At 63.1% G+C, this 21929-nt stretch carries 22 protein-coding genes; 10 read left to right on the plus strand and 12 right to left on the minus strand.

The features are described 5' to 3' along the window. Window positions 1-45 precede the first annotated feature (45 nt). Window positions 46-1602: a long-chain-fatty-acid--CoA ligase gene (locus CJ178_RS23905; protein WP_095888169.1), complete on the plus strand. Its 1557-nt coding sequence runs from the start codon at window positions 46-48 to the stop codon at window positions 1600-1602. A 3-nt stretch (window positions 1603-1605) separates the two neighbouring features. Here CJ178_RS23905 and CJ178_RS23910 read toward each other — a convergent pair whose 3' ends face one another. Further along, a complete protein-coding gene (locus CJ178_RS23910) occupies window positions 1606-2253 on the minus strand; it encodes a TetR/AcrR family transcriptional regulator (protein ID WP_095888170.1) in 648 nt (215 codons plus the stop codon). A 158-nt stretch (window positions 2254-2411) separates the two neighbouring features. Here CJ178_RS23910 and CJ178_RS23915 point away from each other — a divergent pair, with 158 nt between their 5' ends. Next, window positions 2412-3029 carry a carbonic anhydrase gene (locus CJ178_RS23915; RefSeq protein ID WP_033232570.1) on the plus strand — a complete coding sequence of 206 codons (618 nt, stop codon included), beginning with the start codon at window positions 2412-2414 and terminating at the stop codon, window positions 3027-3029. Between the two features lie 93 nt (window positions 3030-3122). Further along, window positions 3123-3854 (plus strand): DUF4232 domain-containing protein, encoded by a 732-nt coding sequence (locus CJ178_RS23920; RefSeq protein ID WP_045068394.1) that lies wholly within the window; start codon window positions 3123-3125, stop codon window positions 3852-3854. Window positions 3855-3912: 58 nt separating this feature from the next. Here CJ178_RS23920 and disA read toward each other — a convergent pair whose 3' ends face one another. Next, on the minus strand, window positions 3913-4998 hold the full coding sequence (gene disA / locus CJ178_RS23925; protein WP_033232701.1) for a DNA integrity scanning diadenylate cyclase DisA: 1086 nt from the start codon (window positions 4996-4998) through the stop codon (window positions 3913-3915). 97 nt (window positions 4999-5095) lie between these two features. On the opposite strand from disA, the gene CJ178_RS23930 reads away from it, so the two are divergent. Then, window positions 5096-5656: a PaaI family thioesterase gene (locus CJ178_RS23930; protein WP_045068397.1), complete on the plus strand. Its 561-nt coding sequence runs from the start codon at window positions 5096-5098 to the stop codon at window positions 5654-5656. Between the two features lie 23 nt (window positions 5657-5679). Here the strand turns inward: CJ178_RS23930 and radA are convergent, their stop codons facing one another. Both radA and CJ178_RS23940 read right to left on the minus strand, forming a co-directional pair. Continuing rightward, a complete protein-coding gene (gene radA, locus CJ178_RS23935) occupies window positions 5680-7113 on the minus strand; it encodes a DNA repair protein RadA (protein ID WP_033232563.1) in 1434 nt (477 codons plus the stop codon). A 97-nt stretch (window positions 7114-7210) separates the two neighbouring features. Beyond that, window positions 7211-7843, minus strand: coding sequence for an LpqE protein (locus CJ178_RS23940; protein WP_033232562.1), 633 nt, complete (start codon window positions 7841-7843; stop codon window positions 7211-7213). Between the two features lie 264 nt (window positions 7844-8107). Here CJ178_RS23940 and CJ178_RS23945 point away from each other — a divergent pair, with 264 nt between their 5' ends. The 5 genes from CJ178_RS23945 to rlmB are packed head-to-tail and all read left to right on the plus strand — an operon-like array spanning window position 8108 to window position 12159. Further along, window positions 8108-8596 (plus strand): CarD family transcriptional regulator, encoded by a 489-nt coding sequence (locus CJ178_RS23945; RefSeq protein WP_033232561.1) that lies wholly within the window; start codon window positions 8108-8110, stop codon window positions 8594-8596. Window positions 8597-8620: 24 nt separating this feature from the next. Next, window positions 8621-9289, plus strand: coding sequence for a 2-C-methyl-D-erythritol 4-phosphate cytidylyltransferase (gene ispD / locus CJ178_RS23950; RefSeq protein WP_095888171.1), 669 nt, complete (start codon window positions 8621-8623; stop codon window positions 9287-9289). Window positions 9290-9302: 13 nt separating this feature from the next. Next, a complete protein-coding gene (gene ispF, locus CJ178_RS23955; protein ID WP_095888172.1) occupies window positions 9303-9779 on the plus strand; it encodes a 2-C-methyl-D-erythritol 2,4-cyclodiphosphate synthase in 477 nt (158 codons plus the stop codon). Window positions 9780-9790: 11 nt separating this feature from the next. Further along, window positions 9791-11185: a cysteine--tRNA ligase gene (cysS, locus tag CJ178_RS23960; RefSeq protein ID WP_033232556.1), complete on the plus strand. Its 1395-nt coding sequence runs from the start codon at window positions 9791-9793 to the stop codon at window positions 11183-11185. Between the two features lie 2 nt (window positions 11186-11187). Next, window positions 11188-12159 carry a 23S rRNA (guanosine(2251)-2'-O)-methyltransferase RlmB gene (rlmB, locus tag CJ178_RS23965; protein WP_033232555.1) on the plus strand — a complete coding sequence of 324 codons (972 nt, stop codon included), beginning with the start codon at window positions 11188-11190 and terminating at the stop codon, window positions 12157-12159. 60 nt (window positions 12160-12219) lie between these two features. On the opposite strand, the gene CJ178_RS23970 is transcribed toward rlmB, so the two are convergent. From CJ178_RS23970 to CJ178_RS23995, 6 genes are all read right to left on the minus strand, one after another. Further along, window positions 12220-12891 carry an LpqN/LpqT family lipoprotein gene (locus CJ178_RS23970; RefSeq protein ID WP_095888173.1) on the minus strand — a complete coding sequence of 224 codons (672 nt, stop codon included), beginning with the start codon at window positions 12889-12891 and terminating at the stop codon, window positions 12220-12222. A gap of 73 nt (window positions 12892-12964) precedes the next feature. Continuing rightward, window positions 12965-13825: a biotin-dependent carboxyltransferase family protein gene (locus tag CJ178_RS23975; protein WP_095888174.1), complete on the minus strand. Its 861-nt coding sequence runs from the start codon at window positions 13823-13825 to the stop codon at window positions 12965-12967. A 39-nt stretch (window positions 13826-13864) separates the two neighbouring features. Next, the gene (locus CJ178_RS23980) at window positions 13865-14626 is read right to left on the minus strand and encodes a LamB/YcsF family protein (protein ID WP_095888175.1); all 762 of its coding nucleotides are present in this window, start codon (window positions 14624-14626) and stop codon (window positions 13865-13867) included. Further along, window positions 14623-15504, minus strand: coding sequence for a metal ABC transporter permease (locus tag CJ178_RS23985; RefSeq protein ID WP_095888176.1), 882 nt, complete (start codon window positions 15502-15504; stop codon window positions 14623-14625). Before CJ178_RS23985 ends, CJ178_RS23980 begins: the two co-directional genes overlap by 4 nt. Beyond that, window positions 15501-16385: a metal ABC transporter ATP-binding protein gene (locus CJ178_RS23990; protein ID WP_045068409.1), complete on the minus strand. Its 885-nt coding sequence runs from the start codon at window positions 16383-16385 to the stop codon at window positions 15501-15503. The genes CJ178_RS23985 and CJ178_RS23990 overlap by 4 nt, the downstream gene beginning before the upstream one ends. A gap of 39 nt (window positions 16386-16424) precedes the next feature. Then, window positions 16425-17372 (minus strand): metal ABC transporter solute-binding protein, Zn/Mn family, encoded by a 948-nt coding sequence (locus tag CJ178_RS23995; RefSeq protein WP_095888177.1) that lies wholly within the window; start codon window positions 17370-17372, stop codon window positions 16425-16427. A gap of 138 nt (window positions 17373-17510) precedes the next feature. On the opposite strand from CJ178_RS23995, the gene CJ178_RS24000 reads away from it, so the two are divergent. Further along, window positions 17511-18599, plus strand: a complete 1089-nt coding sequence (locus tag CJ178_RS24000) for a LacI family DNA-binding transcriptional regulator (RefSeq protein ID WP_033232541.1) — start codon at window positions 17511-17513, stop codon at window positions 18597-18599. On the opposite strand, the gene otsB is transcribed toward CJ178_RS24000, so the two are convergent. Next, complete coding sequence (otsB, locus tag CJ178_RS24005) at window positions 18584-21145, minus strand: trehalose-phosphatase (protein WP_033232539.1); 2562 nt, start codon at window positions 21143-21145, stop codon at window positions 18584-18586. The two genes, CJ178_RS24000 and otsB, sit on opposite strands and share 16 nt — an antisense overlap. Window positions 21146-21232: 87 nt before the next feature. Further along, the gene (gene kstR, locus CJ178_RS24010; RefSeq protein ID WP_033232537.1) at window positions 21233-21871 is read right to left on the minus strand and encodes a cholesterol catabolism transcriptional regulator KstR; all 639 of its coding nucleotides are present in this window, start codon (window positions 21869-21871) and stop codon (window positions 21233-21235) included. Between the last annotated feature and the right edge of the window lie 58 nt (window positions 21872-21929).

Consider the following 21929-nt stretch of genomic DNA (forward strand, 5'->3'; position numbering starts at 1 on the left):
TGCCGCAATGAATCCGCTCCTTCGAACTGAGAAAGATCTACTCACATGATTACGGAGTACCGCCTCGCCGACGAGAGTCGTCGTCATGCTCTTGCTCGCCCCGACGCCCTTGCTCTGACTGGCCGTGATGGTTCGATCACTTTCGCGGAGTTGGATATTCGAACAAACAGGCTTGCGAATGTCCTGATCGCGCTCGGTTGTGGTCCGGGCTCTCGGGTGGCGGTCGTGGACAGAAGTTCCACGCAGGTAGTCGAGGCAGTGCTGGCCGCGGCGAAGATCGGGGCAGTGACCATCCCGGTGAATTGGCGATTGTCCGGTGCGGAGGCCGCCGAGGTGCTCGCCGATTCGGAAGCGCAAGTGTTGTTCTTTCACAGTGAATTCGACGGGGTGGTCTCCGCAGTCCGGGAATCCGGAGCGCCGATGCAGCGGTGGGTTCAGATCGACGGCACCGGCCCATTGGACTACGAAGCTCGATTGGCTGGTGCGAGCGCGGTGGATCCCGGTTGGCGTGGAGGCTCGGATGACGTTGTTCTGCAACTCTATACGTCCGGTACGACGGCAAAGCCCAAAGGCGTTCTCACGTCGAACCGGAACCTCGGGGCGTGCACACAGACCGGTGGCCCGTGGGGATTCGACGAATCATCCGTCAGCTTGTGTGCGATGCCGCTGTTTCACATCGGTGGATTGGGTTGGGTCCTCGTCGGTCTCGCGAACGGCGCGCACAACGTGATTCTGTCGGAGTTCACGCCGCCTGACCTGCTGGACGTGTTGGAGACCATGAGCATCACGAATACATTCCTGGTGCCTTCCGTGATCGGGATGATGGTCGAAGTACCGGGCGCGCGAGACCGAGATTTTGCAGCGCTCAGATCTATCGCCTACGGGTCCTCGCCGATCACACCGGCAGTGTTGAGGCGAGCTCTCGACACATTCGACACCCCGCTGTTTCAGGTCTACGGTTTGACCGAAACGCACGGAGCTGTAACACAACTCGATGCGGCCGACCATTCACTTGACGGAGAGAGAGTCTCGCTGTTGCGGTCGGTGGGCAAGCCGTACCCCTGGGTGGAGTTGAAGGTTGTGGGCGCGGGAACATCCGAAGGAATGCTTGGAGAGTCGGTAGCACTTGGAGAGTCGGGGGAGATCTGCATCAGATCCGAGCAGACTACGCAGGGCTACTACGAACGTCCGACTGAGACGGCGGCTGCGATCGATGCAGACGGTTGGTTTCACACCGGCGATGTCGGACGGATCGACGACGATGGATACGTCTACATCACCGATCGGATCAAGGACATGATCATCTCCGGTGGCGAGAACGTGTACCCCGTCGAGGTCGAATCGGTGATCGCCGAATATCCCGGCGTTTCACAGGTTGCCGTTGTCGGAGTGGAGGATCCGGTCTGGGGTGAGGCAGTCAAGGCGGTGGTGGTAGCTGCTGCAGATCACGAACTCGATGCCACCGCGATACTCGCATTCACGCGAGCACGTCTCGCCGGATACAAGTGCCCGAAATCGATCGACGTCGTTGCTGAACTTCCACTTGGCGCTACCGGAAAGATACTCAAGCGCGAACTTCGAGCGCAGTACGCAGCACTGTGAGAACTAGCGAGTCCGCTTGCGGCGAGGCTTGTATCCCACCGTGTTCAGGGCGATCTCTGCGTATTTCTTGGCGACTTCCTCCGGGCTGAGTTCGCCTTCCGCGTGGTACCACCGCGGAATGGACTGACACATGGCGAGTAGTGCGCGAGTGGTCTCGGCTGTATCGGCGACAGAGAACACTCCTCGTTCGACGCCATCGCTGACGATGCCGAGGGCGAGTTCCTCGATGCCCTTGCGGACAACGCGGTATCGCTGCCGGTTCTCGGGGCTGAGGTACCGCACCTCACCTTCGAGGGCAGCCAGGCGCGATCGGGTTGTCATGCGCAGCACGATTGCTTCGACGACATTCGTGAGCTGTTCGCACGGGTCGTCACCGCCGTCGGCCGATGCGGTGTGTGCACGCGCGAGCACGTCGCCGGTCGAGATCTCCAAGAGCGCGAGGAGAATCCCTTCCTTGCTCTGATGGTGGTAGTACAGCGCAGGAATCGTGACACCGACGCGACGCGCGATGTCTCGCACTGAGGTGCCGTGGAAGCCGTTGTCGTAGAATCCTTCGAGGGCAGCTTGGAGGATGGGGCTCAGTTCGAGTGGCTCGATCAGTCGCCAACTGGCCTCGGTGGTGGCGGTTTTCGCCGAATTCTTCGTGACCATGACTTCTCCATTAGCTATCGTTCGATAAGGCCTGGGGGGATCGTACGCTGCGGAGGTCCGCGCTCCTTCGTGCGCCGGACTACGGACAAGGCGGTTGGTTTCCGCGACCAGGCCCTTCCCGATGTGTCGGAAAATCGCGGCGGGTGCACAATATTGAAATGCCGAATTCAAGTCCTAAGTCCGCCTGGAAGTCCCTCCGTGAGGGAAACGAGCGATTTGTGGGCGGCGAGTCCATCCATCCCAGCCAGGGAATCGCGGATCGCGCGAAGCTGGTCAACGAACAGCACCCCACCGCCGTGCTGTTCGGTTGTGGTGATTCACGTGTTGCCGCCGAGATCATCTTCGATCAGGGGTTGGGTGACATGTTCGTCGTCCGCACTGCAGGTCACGTGCTCGACGATTCCGTTCTCGGCTCCATCGAGTACGCCGTCCATGTTCTCAACGTGCCTCTCATCGTTGTGCTCGGGCACGACGGCTGTGGCGCCGTCAAAGCCACGCTCGACGCTCTCGACAAGGGCGCAGTGCCAGACGGTTTCATTCGCAGTGTGATCGAACGCGTTGCGCCGTCCATTCTCATGGGACGCAACGAAGGCCTGAAGACTGTCGACGAACTCGAGGGCCGGCACGTTGTCGAGACGGGCTCGCTCATCATGCAGCGGTCACGAATCATTGCCGACAAGGTGGCCAAGGGAGAGTGCGCGATCGCAGGTGTCACCTACACGCTGTCCGACGGACACATGCGCCTGCAGGGCGTAGTAGGCGAAATCGGCGAGTAGGCCGGGATAATCCCCGCAGTCCTTCGTCACACGGTGCCGACACGCCGTCTCAGCTGACCGTTTGTGAGCCTTTCGCCAACTACCGTTGAGACCGTGTTGGAACCGAATGGACCACTGCCCCCTCAGATCTACTGGCGTCGCCGGGCTCTGGCCATCGGTGCTGCCGTTATCGCCCTGGTGTTGCTGATCTGGGCGATTTCGGCACTGGTCGGTGGGGGAGACGATCCTGCCGAAGCAGATGCCGCGGCCGTGACTTCCTCACTGACGTCGGAGGTGTCGTTCACGCCGAACCCGTCAGGAAGCAACAGTTCCGGCGGCAACGGTGGCGGCGGCAGTGGTGATTCCGGTTCGAATGGTTCTGCGACGTCCGCTGCTGCGAGTTCGACAACCTCGGCGACCAGTGCGGCTCCGGTGCCTGCTGGGCAGTGTGCCGACTCGTCCCTCGCAGTCAAGGCAACCGCAGACAAGCCGACCTTCGCCGGTGGTGAGGAACCGACCTTCACGATTGTCATCACGAACATCGGTTCCGCCGCGTGTGATCGCGACCTGGCCGGTGGACTCCAGCAGGTGCTTGTCTACAGCATCGACGGTAAGAACCGACTGTGGTCCAACGTCGACTGCTACCCGCAGCCTGCTCCGGATGTGCGCAACCTCGAACCGGGGGAGCAGGCCGCCTTCAAGGTTGCCTGGTCCGCCACGACGTCGACTCCGGACTGCGCCACTTCGCAGAATCCGCAGCGCAATCCCGTGGGTCCCGGCGCGTACACCGTGGTCGGCCAGCTCGGTGCACTACGTAGCGGCGCGGAGCCGTTCAATATCGCCTAGTAGCGGCGCGGAGCCGTTCAATATCGCCTAGTAGTGGCGCGGAGCCGTTCAATATCGCCTAGTTGAACGAACCGGTGATCGAAGATTCGGCGAGCCGTGACAGACCTTCGCGGATGTGACGGGCCCACAGCCCACCGATACCTTCGACTGATTGAAGGTCGGCCGCAGTAGCAGCCAACAGAGCTTGCAAGGTGCCGAATGATCCGACCAATCGGTGGATCTGATGGAACTGAAGCCGCGGTACCCGCATGAGAACCCGGTATCCGCGGGGTGTCATCGGGGTATCGAGGGCTTCGATCGTGCCCGGGTAACCGAGCACTCGGGCGAGTGTTGTCAGGTCGAGGAGATCGGCATCGGTGACACGGTCCAGGGCAGCGAGCACATTGTCCATCGCGGCGGTTCCGACCGGCTCGGGGCCGGCAAGGTAGTCGCGAACGATGAGCTGACGCGCAATGTCGTTGTCGCCGACCAGTTCTTCGAGCTGAAGGGCGAGCTGGCGACCGTCGGTGCCGAGTTCGAGGACGTCCTGTTCGATTTCGAGCGATACGCGTCGAACCATCTCGAGTCTCTGCACCACCGTCAATGCGTCGCGCAGAGTTACGAAGTCCTCGATCTCGACGACGGACAGCGATCTGGTGACCTCGTCGAGGCGTGCCTTGTATCGCTCGAGTGTCGCAACGGCTTGATTTGCCCGGGAAAGGATCGTGGCGGAACCTTCGATGACGTGTCTGATGCCGCCGACGTAGACGCTCACGATCGACATCGACTGGCTTACCGACACGACCGGGTATCCGGTCTGGATTGCCGTGCGTTCCGCTGCCCGGTGCCGAGTACCGGATTCGACGGTCGGGATTTTGTGGTCCGGAACGAGTTGAACATTTGCGCGGACGATGTGCGAGCCGTCCGTGGACAGCACCACGGCACCGTCCATCTTCGAGAGTTCCCGAAGGCGGGTGGGCGCGAACTCGACGTCGAGGTTGAAACCACCGTCGCAGAGCGCTTCGATCTCGTCGTCGTAACCGAGGACGATCAGGGCGCCGGTGCGACCTCGAAGAATGCGTTCGAGGCCGTCGCGCAGCGCGGTTCCGGGGGCCAATCTGGCGATGGTTTCTCTCAACGCCGGCGACGACTGGGGATCCGCCATCGCACTGATCATTGAGAAACTCCCTGCTGAGGTCGATGTCACTAAGTCCGGGTCCGATAGCTGGTACTGGCAGATCCTTCGATTAGATTACCTATCCGTGAGTAGCTCCTGGACTTTGCCTGACGACCTGACCGTGCCCGTGCCCGTCGAATTCTTCCCGGCGGCGGGTGAGAAGTTGCCTCAGCACTGGTCGAAGTGCTTCGGTTGCGGCGACGATCAGCCGGCCGGGATGGCGATGAGTTTCAAGGCGGGCGAGGGCCTCGAAGTGACCGGACGCCTCGAAGTCGCGAAGAAGTACCAGGGTGGACCCGGAGTCATTCACGGCGGAATTCTCTCCACCGCTTTCGACGAGGTGCAGGGCGTGGCATGCATGGTCCTCGGCACTCCGGTGGTGACCGGTCACCTCGAGATCGACTTTGCTCGGCCGATTCCGCTTGGTTCGGTTCTCGAGTTCCGGGCTCGCGTCGAGGGCACCGTTCGCCGCAAGGTCTACACCAGCGCAGAAGCTGTCATCGTCGAAGGTCCGGCGGCTGATCCGGACGTCATTGTCGGAACGTCGCGTGGACTGTTCCTGACCATCACGGCCGAGCATTTTGCCAAGACCCAGGAATTTGTGGACGGCGTTCCGACCTCGCCGTTCGGGACCTCGTCCGTCTGATTGCCCTGTGCTGAGCACCTCCGTCATTTGACGGGGGTGAGCTTGGGTCGAGGCGCGCCCTGCTTGCCACCGAGCAAACCGGCGTAGGTCAATGCTTCGGCTATGTTCGTCACTTCGTTGACTCGCATACCGGGAATGTTCGGCCCGGAGTCGACCGGCACTATTGCGCTCGTGAATCCCAATCGGGCAGCTTCGATCAGTCGTCGGTTGACGCCGGCAACTCGGCGAACCTCACCGGCGAGTCCGACTTCGCCGAGGATCACCATTCCCTTGGGAACTGGCTTTCCCTTCACTGCGGACGTCACGGCGATGGCGAGGGCCAAATCGGCACCCGGTTCCGTCATTCGCATGCCGCCCACCGTTGCCGCGTAGACGTCGGCTTTGGCGATCGATACTCCGGCGCGTCGCTCGAGTACCGCCAGAACCATGGCGACGCGCGCGGTGTCCAGGCCGCTCACAGCGCGGCGGGGAGTGGGGAGTGGGGTAGGCGCCACTAATGCCTGTACTTCGCCGAGCAGCGGGCGTTTGCCGTCCATCATCACGGTGACAGCAGTGCCCTCCACCATCTCTTCCCGATGGTGAAGGAACAATCCGGACGGATCGCTGATCTCGTTGATGCCTTGTTCGGTGAGTTCGAAACAACCCACCTCGTCGGCTGCTCCGAATCGGTTCTTCACGCCGCGGACCATGCGAAGCGTGGAGTGTTTGTCTCCTTCGAAATGTAGGACAACGTCGACGAGATGCTCGAGCGACCGTGGGCCGGCCACGGCTCCGTCCTTGGTGACGTGGCCGATAAGGAGTACAGGGATTCCACTGGATTTCGCCAACGACGTGAGCGCGCTGGTGACCGCTTTGACCTGTGTGACGCCACCGACAACGCCGTCGACGTCGGCCGCGAGCATGGTCTGCACGGAGTCGACGATCACCAGGGTGGGTTTGACCTGCTCGACGTGGCCGAGGATGGTCGCGAGATCATTTTCCGCGGCCAGATACATCCGTTCGTGGACGGAATTGGTGCGATCGGCCCGGAGCCTGACCTGCCCGGCCGACTCCTCTCCGGTGACGTACAGCGCGCGGTCTTGCGGACTCCGCATCGCCCACCGGTAGACGACCTCGAGCAGCAGCGTGGATTTGCCGACGCCAGGTTCCCCGGCGAGCAGGACGACCGACCCGGGAACAACACCACCGCCGAGAACTCGATCGAGTTCACCGATCCCGGTGGGCTTGGCCTTGGTGCTCTGGCTGTCGATCTGGGTGAGCGGAGTGGCGGGTGTGGTGGGCAGGACAGCGGCCGATCCGGCCTTGGCGAGCGATGCCCCCGCGCGACTGGCGACCGGAGCGACGACGGACACTTCGGACATGGAGCCCCACGTGTCGCACTCGGGGCAGCGGCCGACCCATTTGGGCACGACGGATTTGCATTCGGAGCACCGGTAGTTCGATTTCGCTTTGGCCACCGGAACAGACTAGAGGCGAGGTCCGACATGGACCCCGCCTCTAGTGTGGCAATTCGTGACCTTGGCGAAACGCAGTGTCCGCCTGAGGTTTACAAGCTCAGTGTCCTGAGCCCTCGACCGGTGACTTCTCGGATACGTCACGCTCGAGTTGTGGGCCCGCATCGACAGGAACCTGAACCGTGACGGGGCCGGCCTTCTCGAAGGTGAAGGTGATCGGGATGGTCAGGCCCGGGCGAACGCCGGCCTTGATGTCTTCGAGGACCACGAGCACGAGCGCTGCGGGAGCGTCTGTGTTCTGGTCCTTGTTCTCGATCTGCTTCTCGGCTTCGGCCTCGGCGGACTCGCCCGCGGGAAGCTCTCCGGCCTGCAGGGATGTCTGCGGCTTGAGCACCAATCCGGCGACCTCTTCACCGGCGACAACGCTTGCAGCGTAGTCAGTGGTGATGCTCACCAGCTTGTCGGTCGTCTCCGTGCTCTCGTTCACGATCGTGAAGGCCAGCACGGCCTTTCCGCCGGGTTCGATGCTGTATTCCTCGGACGAGGGGTAAGCAATATGCACGTTGCGCAGGGCGATGTCACCAACGGTGGCACTGTTGCCGTTCACGGCGGCCTGCTGGACGGCAGTCTGGCTCACCTGTCCCGAGCCGCATGCGGACAGCGCGATGGCTGCGCCTGCAGCCAGTGCAATGGCGGTAGCGACTCGGCGAGTCGGCTTGCGGATAGCAGTCACGGTTTGTCCTCCAGGGCGTCAGGTTCGCACTCCACTAGGCAGAGTAGTAGTCAGCTCTCGCGGGCCGGTCGCTGGGTAGCCACAACGGTTGTCCGCGTGGGCTTTCACGCCACCGTGAACAGGCCGTCGACGCTGGTTGAATGCACGTCCAACAGGCACTGTCAACCCCTACGCTCGAGCAAGGATGCCCCTGACCTGCGCCGTTGATGCATGGCTGGTTCTTCGACGTGTTAAACTAGTGGAATCGAAAGGGGCACGGGACACATGATTTTCAAGGTCGGAGACACCGTCGTATACCCCCATCACGGTGCGGCGCTGATCGAAGCTATCGAAACCCGCACCATCAAGGGTGAGCAGAGGGAATATCTCGTTCTGAAGGTTGCTCAAGGCGATCTGACAGTTCGAGTTCCCGCAGACAACGCAGAATACGTCGGAGTTCGCGACGTCGTCGGCCAGGAAGGCCTCGACAAGGTTTTCCAGGTTCTGCGTGCACCGCACACCGAAGAGCCCACCAACTGGTCTCGTCGATACAAGGCGAACCTCGAGAAGCTTGCTTCAGGTGACGTGAACAAGGTCGCCGAGGTTGTTCGTGACTTGTGGCGTCGTGAGCAGGATCGTGGGCTTTCTGCTGGTGAGAAGCGCATGCTTGCCAAGGCTCGTCAGATTCTCGTCGGGGAGCTCGCGCTCGCCGAGGGCACTGACAACGAAAAGGCTGAGATCATTCTCGACGAGGTCCTCGCGACCGCGTCCTGAACCAACACCACAACAAAGCTGACAGTGTCGGTAGTCGCACTGGTTCCTGCCGCAGGTCGGGGATTGCGCTTGGGTGAGCAAATACCCAAGGCATTCGTCGAACTCGGTGGGCGCACCATGCTTGCACGCGCGGTTGACGGGCTCCGGAAATCCGGAGCGGTCGACCGCGTTGTTGTGATTGTGCCGCCTGAACTTCTCGGATCAGTCAAGGCTGATCTCGGGCGTAGCGACGACGTCGGCGTGGTTGCAGGTGGAGCAGAGCGCACGGATTCCGTGCGGGCCGGGCTCGAGGCGGCCGGAGACGCAGAGTTCGTACTCGTGCACGATGCTGCGCGAGCTTTGACTCCGCCGGCGATGATTGCGCGGGTTGTCGCAGAACTGAAGGCGGGCAGCGCTGCGGTCATTCCCGTGCTGCCGGTCACGGACACCATCAAGTCCGTCGATGTTCTCGGCATGGTTACCGGTACTCCGCTTCGTAGCGAACTTCGTGCGGTACAAACTCCCCAGGGCTTTTCCACGCAGGTATTGCGCGAGGCCTACGATGCCGGCGATCTGGCGGCAACGGACGACGCGTCGTTGGTCGAGCGACTCGGCGTTTCCGTACAGACCATCGCCGGTGAAGCTCATGCCTTCAAGATCACGACGCCACTCGACCTGGTACTTGCCCGAGCACTTCTGGATGCGGATTCGTAAGGACGGAAACTAGATGCGAGTCGGTCTGGGGACGGATGTTCATCCCGTCGAGGTAGGACGGCCGTGTTGGATGGCCGGTTTGTTATTCGAGGATGCTGACGGCTGCTCCGGGCATTCCGACGGCGATGTTGCCGTTCACGCGTTGTGTGACGCTCTTCTCTCCGCGGCGGGATTGGGCGACCTCGGATCCGTCTTCGGTACCGGGAGGCCGGAATGGGACGGAGTGAGTGGCGTCCGGATGCTCGCCGAGGTTCGGCGGTTGCTCGAGGAAAACCAGTTCACGGTCGGCAATGCCGCAGTTCAGGTCATCGGGAATCGCCCCAAGATCGGTCCGCGTCGCGATGAGGCGCAGCGGGTCCTCTCCGAGGTTCTCGGTGCCCCGGTTTCGGTCTCCGCCACCACCACCGATGGACTCGGTTTGACCGGGCGCGGCGAGGGGATCGCCGCCATGGCCACCGCGTTGGTCATGACAACCGGCAACGACAGGTAAGATCGCTGGTCGTGACCCTGCGCCTATACGACACCGGTACGCGGGCCCTGCGGGATTTTGTTCCGTTGGTCCCCGGACATGCATCGGTGTACCTGTGTGGGGCGACAGTCCAGGGTGATCCTCACATCGGACACGTGCGTAGCGGCGTCGCATTCGACGTGCTGCGCCGCTGGTTGCTGGCGCACGACAACGACGTTGCATTCGTGCGCAATGTGACGGATATCGACGACAAGATCTTGAACAAGGCTGCCGACGCCGGCCGTCCCTGGTGGGAGTGGGCCACGACGTTCGAGCGTTCCTTCACGTGGGCATACGACCAGTTGGGTGTATTGCCGCCGTCGATCGAACCGCGGGCCACCGGTCACGTCACGCAGATGGTCACGATGATGGAGCGTCTCATCGCGAATGGTCATGCGTACGCCGCGGGCGGTGACGTCTACTTCGACGTGCAGAGCTACCCCGAATACGGCGCTCTCTCCGGGCACAAGCTCGACGACGTCCATCAGGGTGAGAGTGCTGCCGAGGGCAAGCGTGACCCGCGTGACTTCACGCTGTGGAAGACGGCCAAGCCTGGCGAACCCTCGTGGCCGACTCCGTGGGGACCCGGCCGTCCCGGCTGGCATCTCGAATGCTCGGCCATGGCGGAGTTCTATCTCGGCGCTGCATTCGATATTCACTGCGGTGGAAGGGATTTGGTCTTCCCGCATCACGAGAACGAGATTGCCCAGGCAAAATGCGTCGGCGACGATTTTGCTCAGTACTGGCTGCACAACGGCTGGGTCACGATGAGTGGCGAGAAGATGTCCAAGTCGCTCGGCAATGTGCTGTCGGTGCCGAATGTCTTGAAAAAGGTTCGCCCGCAAGAACTTAGGTACTACCTCGGTAGTGCTCACTACCGTTCGAATCTCGAGTACTCGGACGAAGCCCTCGAAGAGAGTGCCAAGTCGTACCAAGGACTCGAGGCGTTTGTCCTGCGTACGCACAAGCGCGCAGGTGGCGTCGAACTCGGAACGTGGACAGAAGGTTTCGCGGAAGCGCTCGACAACGACTTGTCGGTCCCGATCGCGTTGGCCGAGATTCACGGCAAGGCGAGTGCGGGAAATACCGCACTCGCAGCGGGAGACCTGGGCGCGGCGCGCGTGGCGGCAGGTCAGGTGCGAGCGATGCTCGCGATCCTGGGCGTCGACCCCCTCGACGCGCATTGGTCGCAGTCCGGTGGCGACACCGAGGCGGCAATGGAAGCTTTGGACGTGTTGGTGCGCGCCGATCTCGATCGGCGGCAGCAGGCACGGACGGAAAAGAACTGGGCGGTGGCGGACGAAGTCCGTGATCGCCTCATCAAGGCGGGTATCGAAGTAACCGATACTCCCGACGGACCCGAATGGTCCCTGAAGGCAGGGCAGTAACAATGGCTGGAAACTCGAGCAGGCGCGGCGCAGTCCGTAAGGGCGGCACCAAGAAGGGCCAGGTTGCCGGTTCCGGCGGTAAGCACCGTCGCGGTCTCGAAGGGCGTGGCGCTACGCCACCCGCCGAGGCACGCACCAAGCATCCAGCGGCGAAGCGTGCAGCGCGCGCCGCCCGGGCCGACGAGAAGCAGGGTCGTGGTGGCCGTCCGGGTCCGGGCCGCAAGGTTCTCGACGGTCCCGAGACAGTGCTCGGACGCAACCCGGTGGTCGAGTGCCTGCGCGCTGGCGTTCCGGCGACGGCGCTGTGGGTTGCCGTCGGCACCGAGAGCGACGACCGCCTGAAGGAATCCGTTCAGCTTGCCGCTGATGCCGGAATCTCCATTCTCGAAGTACCGCGTACCGATCTGGATCGCCTGAGTGCCAACGGTCTTCACCAGGGCATCGCGCTGCAGGTTCCGCCGTACCGTTACGCACATCCGGACGATCTCCTGTCCGAGGCGCGTAAGCACGCCGAGCCGCCGTTGCTCGTCGCGCTGGACAACATCACCGACCCCCGCAACCTGGGCGCCGTCGTGCGCTCGGTCGCGGCTTTCGGTGGACACGGCGTCGTGATTCCCGAGCGTCGTAGCGCCAGTGTCAGTGCCGTCGCTTGGCGTACCAGTGCCGGTGCTGCTGCTCGTCTGCCGATTGCTCGCGCCACCAACCTCACTCGCACGCTCAAGGACTGGGCGTCCAAGGGTGTACAGGTTGTGGGCCTCGACGCCGGTGGCGACACCACTCTCGACGATTTCGACGGCAGCGGTCCAGTGGTGATCGTGGTCGGTTCAGAGGGCAAGGGACTCTCACGTCTCGTCCGCGAGAACTGTGACGCGATTCTGTCCATCCCCATGGCTGGACCGGTCGAGTCGCTCAACGCTTCGGTTGCTGCCGGAGTTGTGTTGGCCGACATCGCGCGTCGTCGCCGTAGCAGCTAGGGCCTTCGGCCCGGTGCGCGTTTCCGGTAGTGGGAACGACCAGAAACGCGCACGGGGGGCTTAGCCGAATTCGATTGACGTATTGATTTCCTCGACCTGGTCGGAGAGCGCCATGTCTTCCTTATCGGTGAACTGATTCGCGAAGCTCACCAGGTACACGGGAGACGATTCGTCAGCCTGGTAGGCGATGACGGTCATGACCGCCAACAGGGGAACGTCAACGTTCGGCGGCGACCAGGTTCCGGCGATGCGGATCGCCTTCTGTCCGTCGATGTCGAGGTCGACCTTGTTCACCTCGGTCCATCCGTTGAGCATGCCGAGCGACGCCTGGGCGCCGGCAAGAACCTCGTCGGGGCTTGCGGTGCCCTGGCTTTCCACCGTCAATGTCGTGTTCGGCATGAAGCCGTTTGCATCGGCCTGGTTGCTGGACAGGATGTCCGTGACGCTTCCGGTGGTGACTTTCTGGGTCTGCGACCATCCGTCCGGAAGGCTGACGCTGATGGCCGGTGCGTCGGCGTCGGTGCCGGAGTTGAGGGTGACACGTTCGCCGCTGAAGCTGATGCTGTCATCCGACGTTGTTGCCGCGGCGGCCGAGGTAGTTGCGGAGGTCGCTACCGAGGTGGCCTCCGAGACAGCCTCGCCGTCGTCGGAGCTGCTGCATCCCGAGAGAACAAGTGCTGCGGTGATCAAACTGGCTGCGCTCAGAGCGATTGTGCTGCTCTTCATACTCATATGTCAGTTTCCTTCGGCTTATTCACGACGGCCATGCGCCGACGCCAGCAGTGGCTGAGACTATCAGCGCCGCCTACGCCGCCCGGAAGGTAACCGAACTTCCCGGTCTCATTTGCGCCAGCGTGGCGATTCCGGGGTCGGTGACCACTGCGATCACCGGATACCCGCCGGTTACGGGATGATCAGCCAGGAATATCACGGGGTGACCGTTCGGGGGCACTTGAACCGAGCCGGAGACGACGCCTTCGCTGGGCAATTCGCACGTACGTGAGCGATGCAGCGGTCCGGGGCCGCGTAGCCGAACGCCGACTCGATCGGTGTCTTCGGTGACGGTCCAGGCGTGGTGCAGCAATGCGTGGACGGAGGCGGGTGTGAACCAGTCGTCGCGCGGTCCGAGGGTGATGCCGAGCGGAACGGGGCATGGGGTGGGCGCCGGCGGTGGGATGAAATCCTCGATCGGCCACTCGGCTTCGCCAACTCCGACGAGCAGGTGATCGCCCGCGCGGACGGGCGCTGGGCCGAGTTCGGCGAGTGTGTCGGTGGAGCGAGAGCCGAGAGTTTCCGGGACGTCGATGCCGCCGCGGACAGCGAGATAGGTGCGCAGTCCGGTTGTGCTGTAGCCGATTTCGAGGAGGTCGTCGCCATCGAGTCGGAGGGTCGAGTAGTCGGCAACGGGACGTGCGTTGACTGTCACCGGGGCCCTCGCGCCGGTGACTGCAACGGTCAGCGGCCCGACGGCCTGTGCGACGAATCCACCTGTCGTGATTTCGAGCGTGGCGGCATGAGGTGCGTTTCCTACCAGCCTGTTTGCCGCGTCGTGGGAGATCAGATCAACCGCGCCGGAGCGGCCGACGCCGCTGGCCGCGCAACCTACCCGTCCATGGTCCTGGACGGTGGTCAACGGGCCGGGGCGAACGACATCGAGCCATGCCATGAAGCCATTGTCCCTCAGCGAGGAGTGCGGGCGCAGGAATCAGGTGAAGGGCGTGATCGTCACGTCGGACGCGGTGAGCAGTCTCCGGATTTCGGTGGCCATGTCGACGGCGGCCGGGGTATCACCGTGGACGCACACCGAGTCGGCGCGGACCGTCACGCGGCTGCCGTCAATGGCGTCTACGACGCCCTCGAGCACTATCCGGCGCACGCGTTCGGCAATGGCAAGAGGGTTGTGAAGCACTGCCCCTGGCTGGTTTCGGGGCACCAACGTCCCCTCCGGCGTGTACGCGCGGTCGGCAAAGGCCTCGGTCACAACTGTCAGACCGGCCGCTTCCGCTTCGGCCAGGAACACCGAACCCGGGAGCCCGAGAACGGGGAGGGACGCGTCGTAGCTACGAACGGCGTCGACAACGGCGCGCGCTTGTTCACGGTGATGCACTATCGCGTTGTAGAGCGCGCCGTGAGGTTTGACGTACGTGACGCGGGAGCCGGCGACACGGGCCAGTCCGTCGAGTGCCCCTATTTGATAAATGACATCGGCCGCGAGATCGGTGGGTGAGACGTCGATGAAGCGTCGGCCGAATCCCGAAAGATCGTTGTATCCGACCTGCGCGCCGATCCGTACGTTCTGCGCCACAGCGGAGCGGCAGGTCGCCAACAGTGTGGTCGGGTCACCGGCGTGAAACCCGCACGCGATATTGGCGCTGGTGACCACGGTCAGCATGGCGTTGTCGTCACCGAGCGTCCAGGCGCCGTATCCCTCGCCGAGGTCGCTGTTGAGGTCGACGCGGATCGTCATGCGTGCGCCGGAATCCGTCCGGCATTCTTGCGTCGCGCAGAACCGGTGAGGCGGCACACCAGGTAGATGACAAACGACACCGTGGTGACAAAGCTGGACACCGGAACTCCGGGTGCGAGGGAGAGCAGGATGCCGCCGACAGCGGCGAGTTCCGCGAAGACCACGGACAAGATGGTGGCCTTGAGCGGGCTTGCGGTGACGTACGCGGCCGCCGCGGCGGGCGTGATGAGCAACGACATCACCAGCAGCGCGCCCACGATCTGCACACCCAGAGCGGCCGTGATGCCGACCAGAACCGCAAAGACGATGGACAGCGCGCGTACCGGAACACCGCGGGCCGCAGCCACTTCGGGATCGGTGCTGGCGAACAGCAAGGGGCGGTAGATGAATCCCAGCGTGCCGATCACGATGACTGCGCACAGAAGAAGCAGTTCGAGTCCGCTGTTGCCAGGTGCCACGATCTGACCGACCAACAACGATAAGCTGGTTCCGGTTCGGCCGTCGTACGCCCAGAGGAACAGCACCGACAGTCCGAGCCCGAAGGCCATGATCACGCCGATCACCGAATCGCGGTCTCGCGCTTTGGCTCCCAGTAGTCCGAAGAGAACTGCCGCGACCACCGAACCCACAATTGCTCCGGCGCCGACACTCACTCCGACCAGCAGGGCAGCCGACGCGCCGGTCAGTGACAGCTCACTGGTCCCGTGAACGGAGAACGACATCTGCCGGCTCACGATCAGCGGGCCGATGATGCCGGCCAGCAATCCGAGAATCGCCCCGGCGATCAATGCCTGCTGGACGAAGTCGTACTGCAGAAGGTCGACAGTGGCGGACACGTCGAACATCCGCGACATCGCATCGGTGAATTTGTTGCTCACGCGTGATCCTCATCGCTGTGGTGGACGCCTTCGCCCGGACGCAGGCCGCCCGCGCTGCCGAGAGCGTCGATGGCGTCGCCGGTGCCGACGACAACCAGGCGGCCACGAACCTGCAGTACCTCGACGTCGGTGTTGTACAGATCAGAGAGAACCTCGGACGTCATCACCTCGGCCGGCGTTCCGATGCGGAACTTGCCGTCGACCAGATACAGCACCCGATCGACCAGCGGAAGGATCGGATTGATCTCGTGGGTCACGAACAGTACGGCCGTGTTGTGGGTGCGTCGACGCTTGTCGATCAACGTGGACACCAGATGCTGGTTGGCGAGGTCGAGGCTGAGCAGCGGTTCGTCGCACAGCAGGATCTTCGGATCGCCGACCAGTGCCTGCGCAATACGCAATCGCTGTTGCTCACCGCCGGACATGGATCCGATGGGGGCGTCCGCGAACGCTTCGGCGCTGACCTGCGCGATGGCGTTGTCGACGATCGCGCGCCGACGCCCCCGCCGAAGCAGGCCGGTGCCCCACTGATGTCCGTCGACCCCGAGACCGACAAGGTCGCGCCCGCGCAGCGGAAGTCCGTCGTCGATGGATTTCTGCTGCGGGATGTACCCGACGTGCGAGTTTCCGGCGCGGGCCGGGGTTCCGGCGATTTCTGCGCTGCCGCCGCTGAGTTGTAGCTGCCCCAGCAGAATCTTCAGAAGTGAGGTCTTGCCGGAGCCGTTAGGGCCGAGCACTGCGATGAACTCGCCGGGCTGAACCTCGAGGTCGAGGCCGTCCCAGAGGGTGCGGGCGCCGAAGGACAATCGGGCGTCCTTCAGGGCGACTGCTGGCACGGCGTTTGTTGCCGGCGCCGTTGTATTCGCGGAGGTTTCTGTCACAAGCCGATCGGTTCTTCTCGAAATTAAGTGGGCAAGAAATTACTGGGCAGAGAGGGCGTGGGCTAGCGACTCCGCAGTCTGCGTCTGCCACTGAATGTAGTCCAGGCCTTCGGGGAGAGTCTCCGTAACCTCGACGACGGGCACGCCTGCTTTCTCGGCGGTGGAGCGCATGTCCTGCGTCACTTTGTCCTGCGTCTGAGTGTTGTAGACGAGGGCCCTGGCAGCCTTGTCCGACAGCAATTGGCGCGTTGCGGCGATCGCGGCCGGTGACGGATCGTTGCCGTCTTCGATTGCGCTGGTGAATTCCTCGGGGGTTGCGTCCTTCAGTTCGGCGGCAACCAACAGGTAGTGCGCGATGGGTTCGGTCTGCGCGACTGACTCGCCGCCGTGGGCAGCGGCAATCGAATCGGTGACAGCGGTGATGCCGGCCAGTTTCTGGCTGTATGCCTGTGCGTTTGCCTCGTACGTCGACGCATTGTCGGGGTCGAGTGCACTGAGTTGGTCGGCGACGGAGTGGGCCACTGCGTCGACGGTGGGGATGTCGAACCAGACGTGCTCGTTGACGGCGCCGTGCGTGTGACCGTCGTGCGATTCTCCCGAGGTCTCGCCTGCGTGGATTCCACCGTCGAGCAGGTCGTACGCGTTGACGGTCTTCTGGTCGCCCTTGCCTGCGTCGAGGATGTCGGTGACAAATTGGTCGTAGCCACCACCGTTGTAGACGACAAGGGAGGCGTCGGTGATCTTGGCAGCCTGAGCCGGGGTGGCTTCGAAGGAATGCGGATCCGCGGACGGCTCGTCGATGATGGAGGTGACGGTGAGAACGTCACCTGCGACGGCCTGCGCAACGTTGCCCCACACGTTTGTGGAGGCGACGACGGAGATGCCATCGTCCCCGGTCTTTTCGGAGCCGCAGGCCGTCAGTGCCATGGCCGCTGCGACCGAGATGGTGGCGAGGGCGGCGATGCGGATTTTGGACGACGAGCGCACGAATTTTCTCCTGAACGAAGGGTGGACTAAATGCTATTGGAAACCGTTACCGTTACACATTAGCGCATAGTCGCTGGTAGGTCATGTTCGGTTCAGCCCCGTCGTGCCGACTTTGACGGGTACCGATAACGTCCGTCTATGCCCCGGTCCCGTCAGCCACGCCGTCAAGCCACTTTGGCGTCGCTCGCCGCCGAGCTCAATGTGTCGAGAACAACAGTCTCGAACGCGTACAACCGACCCGATCAGCTCTCCGTCGAGCTTCGGGATCGAGTGCTCCAAGCGGCTAAGCGACGCGGATATCCCGGACCCGATCCGGTCGCCCGTTCCCTACGTACCCGCAAAGCCGGTGCCGTGGGACTTCTCCTCACCGAAGCGCTCAGTTACAGCTTCCGTGACCCGGCTGCCATGAGCTTCCTGGCAGGCCTCTCGGAATCCTGCGAGGAAGCTGGGCAGGGGTTGCTCCTGATTCCTGCCGGACCAGGGCGAGACGACGTGGATGCCGCCGCGGTCGTGCAGCAAGCCGGCGTCGACGGTTTTGTCGTCTATTCGGTTGCCGACGACGACCCGTATCTTGCCGCCGTCCTCGAACGTCACATCCCGATCGTGGTGTGCGATCAGCCGCGCGAGATTCCCGGAGCGTCTCTCGTGGGCATCGATGACCGCGCTGCCATGCGCAAGGTTGCCGATTACCTCATCGGTCTGGGCCACACCGAGATCGGTGTGCTTTGCATGCGGCTGGGGCGAGACCGGATGGATGGTGTTGTCAGTCAGGAGCGCCTGAAGTCGCCGCATTTCCACGTTCAGCGTGAGCGGATCGAGGGAGTGCGCGACGCGATGTCGACGGCGCAGATTGATCCGTTTTCTCTGACTGTGATCGAGCGGTACGTCCACACCACGCAGTCCGGGCACTCCGCGGCAGCGGAGGCGCTCGCGACCAATCCGAAGATCACGGCACTGATCTGCACCACCGACGTACTGGCCCTCGGCGCTTTGGACTGGGCACGCTGGCAGGGCATCGACGTGCCTGGTCAATTGTCGATCACCGGATTCGACGGCGTGGGCGAGGCGCTTCGTGAATCGCTGACCACCGTGCGCCAGCCTCAGGAGGAGAAGGGCCGGCGCGCGGGTGCACTGCTGATGTCACCGTCCGGTTCCGGTGTGCCGATCATCGAGATGCTCGAGACGGAACTACTGGTCGGCCGTACGTCGGGTCAGGCCAAGATCTGAGCGGGTAAGTCCAAGAGCTGAGCGCAGCGTAGTAGGCCGAGATGGCTGTAAGCCTGGGGATGGTTGCCAAGTGACCGTTCTGCGACCGGGTCGTACTCTTCCGCGAGAAGACCGGTAGGACCTGCTGCTGCGACCAGTTGGTCGAACAACGCCTCTGCTTGCAGGCGTTGTCCGATCAGCAGGTACGCCTCGACCAACCAGGCCGCGCAGAGGTGGAATCCACCCTCGATGCCGGGCAGGCCGTCGTCGTGGTGATAGCGGTACACCGTTGAACCGCTACGCAATTCGGCTTCGGTGGCGACTACCGTCGCGGCAAATCGCGGGTCCTCCGGATCGATCAGCCCGGACAGTCCGATGTGCAGGGTTGCGGCGTCGAGATCTACACCGTCGTATGCGGCGGTGTACGACTGGACGTCGTCCTTCCATCCCTTGTGGCGCACCTCGTCGGCAATCTGATCGCGCAATTCGGCCCACTCGGGCAGTGCCGTTCGGCCGAAGCGGTCGGCCAGTTTCACTGCGCGGTCGACGGTCACCCACCCCATCACCTTGGAGTAGACGTGATGGCGCGGGTTGTCGCGGATCTCCCAGATGCCGTGATCGGGTTCGAACCACCGTCGTTGCACGGCTTCGACCATTGCGCCTACCAGTTCCCAGTCGCGATCGCTCAACGGCTCGGCAGCCCCGGCCTTTTCGCGGGCATCGGCAAGGTGGACGATCAGTTCGACGATGGGGCCGAAGACGTCGAGTTGGACTTGCTGATTGGCAGCGTTGCCAACCCGCACCGGGCGTGAGCCGGCGTACCCGGGCAGGGAGTCGATGACGGCCTCAGGCGGCAGTGACGTGCCGTTCAGCGTGTACAGCGGGTGAAGACGCTCGGGGCCCGGCAATGTTTCGAGGACACGGTGGACCCAGTCGAGGTACTCCTCGGCTTCGTGCGTCGACCCGACACTCACGAGAGCTGTTGCGGTGAGCGCGGCGTCGCGCAACCAGCAGTAGCGGTAGTCCCAGTTTCGGACGCCGCCGATCTCTTCAGGCAGTGACGTGGTCGCCGCAGCCATGATGGAGCCTGAGTCGGCGTGGACGAGTCCGCGCAGTGTGAGCGCGGAGCGTTTCATCAAGTCCGGCTTGAGTTTCGGCAGATCAAGGGTTTTAGCCCAATCGGACCAGTAACTTTCCGACCTGGCGCGGCGATCCGCTTCGGGCGCCGGTGACGGGTCCATATCTGTTGTGCCGCAGCGCAGTTCGAGAACGATATCGCCGGCTGACGGCGTGACGATTGCATGGGCAGTCTGCTGGTTGCCGTCGGTGGCGATATTCCACTGCACACCGGGGGATCGCAGCACGTACGGTTCGTTGGTGCCCAGGACGCGGATGCCGTCCTCCACGATCTCGAGGGTGACTTGAGCTTGGCCGAACTCCGGGCGCGGTGCAAACGAGACCACAGCGTCGGCTCTACCGGAGATGATGCGGGTGAAGTCGGTTCGGCCCTGTTGCACGTCGTGGGGGAGGTAGTCGGTGACAGACAGGCTGGCCCACCGAGTTTGAACGGTCATGGTGCCGTCGAGGTACTTCTGGCTCAGCGGTAGCGCAGTCCGCCGTGGCCCGACGCTGAAGTGCCCGGCGGCGGTCCCGCCGAGCAGGTGGGCGAATACCGCTGCGGAGTCGGGTTCGGGGTGACACAACCACGTCAGGGTGGCGTCGGGCGTCACGAGGGCAACCGTGCGGGGGCTGGCAAGCATGGACAGGCGCTCGATGGGCGGCGCGTCTGCACCTGAAAGCCACGTACGACGCTCTTCGAGCAGAAACGCCAACGCGGCCGCGACGTCCTCGGTGCTGTCGACACGGAAGGCGGCCATGGTGTCGCCCGGGCCGACCTTGACGCCGATGTCCGGGCCGGACAGCCTGGCGAACGCCTTTTCATCGGTGACGTCGTCGCCGATGAACACGGCAGCGGTTGCGCCGTCCTGGTGCCGGATGAGATCAAGCGCTTGGCCTTTGTCGGTGGCGATGACAGCCAGTTCTACGACGGACTTGCCTTCCGTGACCTGCACTCCCGGCCAGAGCGCGGATTCCGTTCGCACCGCGATCAGGGCTTTTTCGGCGTCGTCTTCGGGGGAGTTTCGAACGTGTAGAGCGATGCTGGCAGGTTTCTTCTCGACGGTCGCGCCGGGAGTGCGGGACGCGATCCGGGTCAGTTCGGTGCTGATCTCGCCGAGCAGTTTCTTGGCGTCGGCGTCGATAGCGTGAACAAATCCGATATCGAATTCGGAGCCGTGACTACCAACCAGCTGTACTTCGGCGGGGAGTCGGGAGAGTGCGGCGAGGTCTTTGAGCGCGCGTCCCGAGATGACGGCCGCTGTCGTGGAAGCCAGGCTGGCGAGCGAGCGAAGGGCGCGGACCGATTCCGCGCGTGGATACGCCTTCTCCGGATCCGCGACGATGGGCGCCATGGTCCCGTCGTAATCGGAGGCAACCAGCAACCGTGGCGTCTGCGCCACGGCTGAGAGGGCTCGACGGAGTTCGATGGGGAGATCCTGTGCGCTCACCTCTTCAAATCTAGGTGATTGCGAGCGTCCTGGCTCGGTACGTCGGCTCGACAGGTGCCCAGAACCGATTATCGATCCGGATTATCCCTATGCAGGTCTGCGGGATCCGTCGCCGAGCAACAGTTCAACGGTCAATTCGAGTCGATTGGCGACGTCGGTGGCCGATGATCGGCGTGTGAGCCAAGCCACGAGGTTGGACAGCCACACATCGGAGATCACGCGGGCGATAGCCAACTGTTCGTCGTTCGGTTCCTCTTCGGTCATCGCGCGTGCAAACAATCGGTCCATCAGTTGGCCCACGTGATCGACCTCGGCAGCAGCAGACGCGTCGGCGAACATGAATGCGCGGGTCATTGCTTCGGTGAGCAGTGGATCGCGTTGCATTGCTCGGGTGATCAAACTCAGGATCAGCTGCATGCGCTCGAGCGGGCTTGTTCCGGGCGGAATCTTGCCTCTGGAGTCGATCTTCTCGAACTCACGCGCCAGAGCGGAAACCAGGAGGTGCACCTTCGACGGAAAATATCGGTAGAGCGTTCCGACGGCAACATCTGCACGCTCGGCCACCGCGCGCATCTGAACGGCTTCGTATCCGCCCTTGGATGCCAATGTCAATGTGGCATCGAGAATCCGCTTGCGACGTTCGCGTTGCGCGTTGGAGCTGAGATCGTCCTCTCCGAGCGTCGCGGATGCGACGGCAGTGGAGCGGGATCGAGATGTTGCGGTCATCGACAAATTCCTTCGCGCCTTGACTCATGGCCAGGTGTCATATTAGAACACGTTCTAA

Source organism: Rhodococcus sp. ACPA4 (genome assembly GCF_002300185.1).
Taxonomy (GTDB): domain Bacteria; phylum Actinomycetota; class Actinomycetes; order Mycobacteriales; family Mycobacteriaceae; genus Rhodococcus_F; species Rhodococcus_F globerula.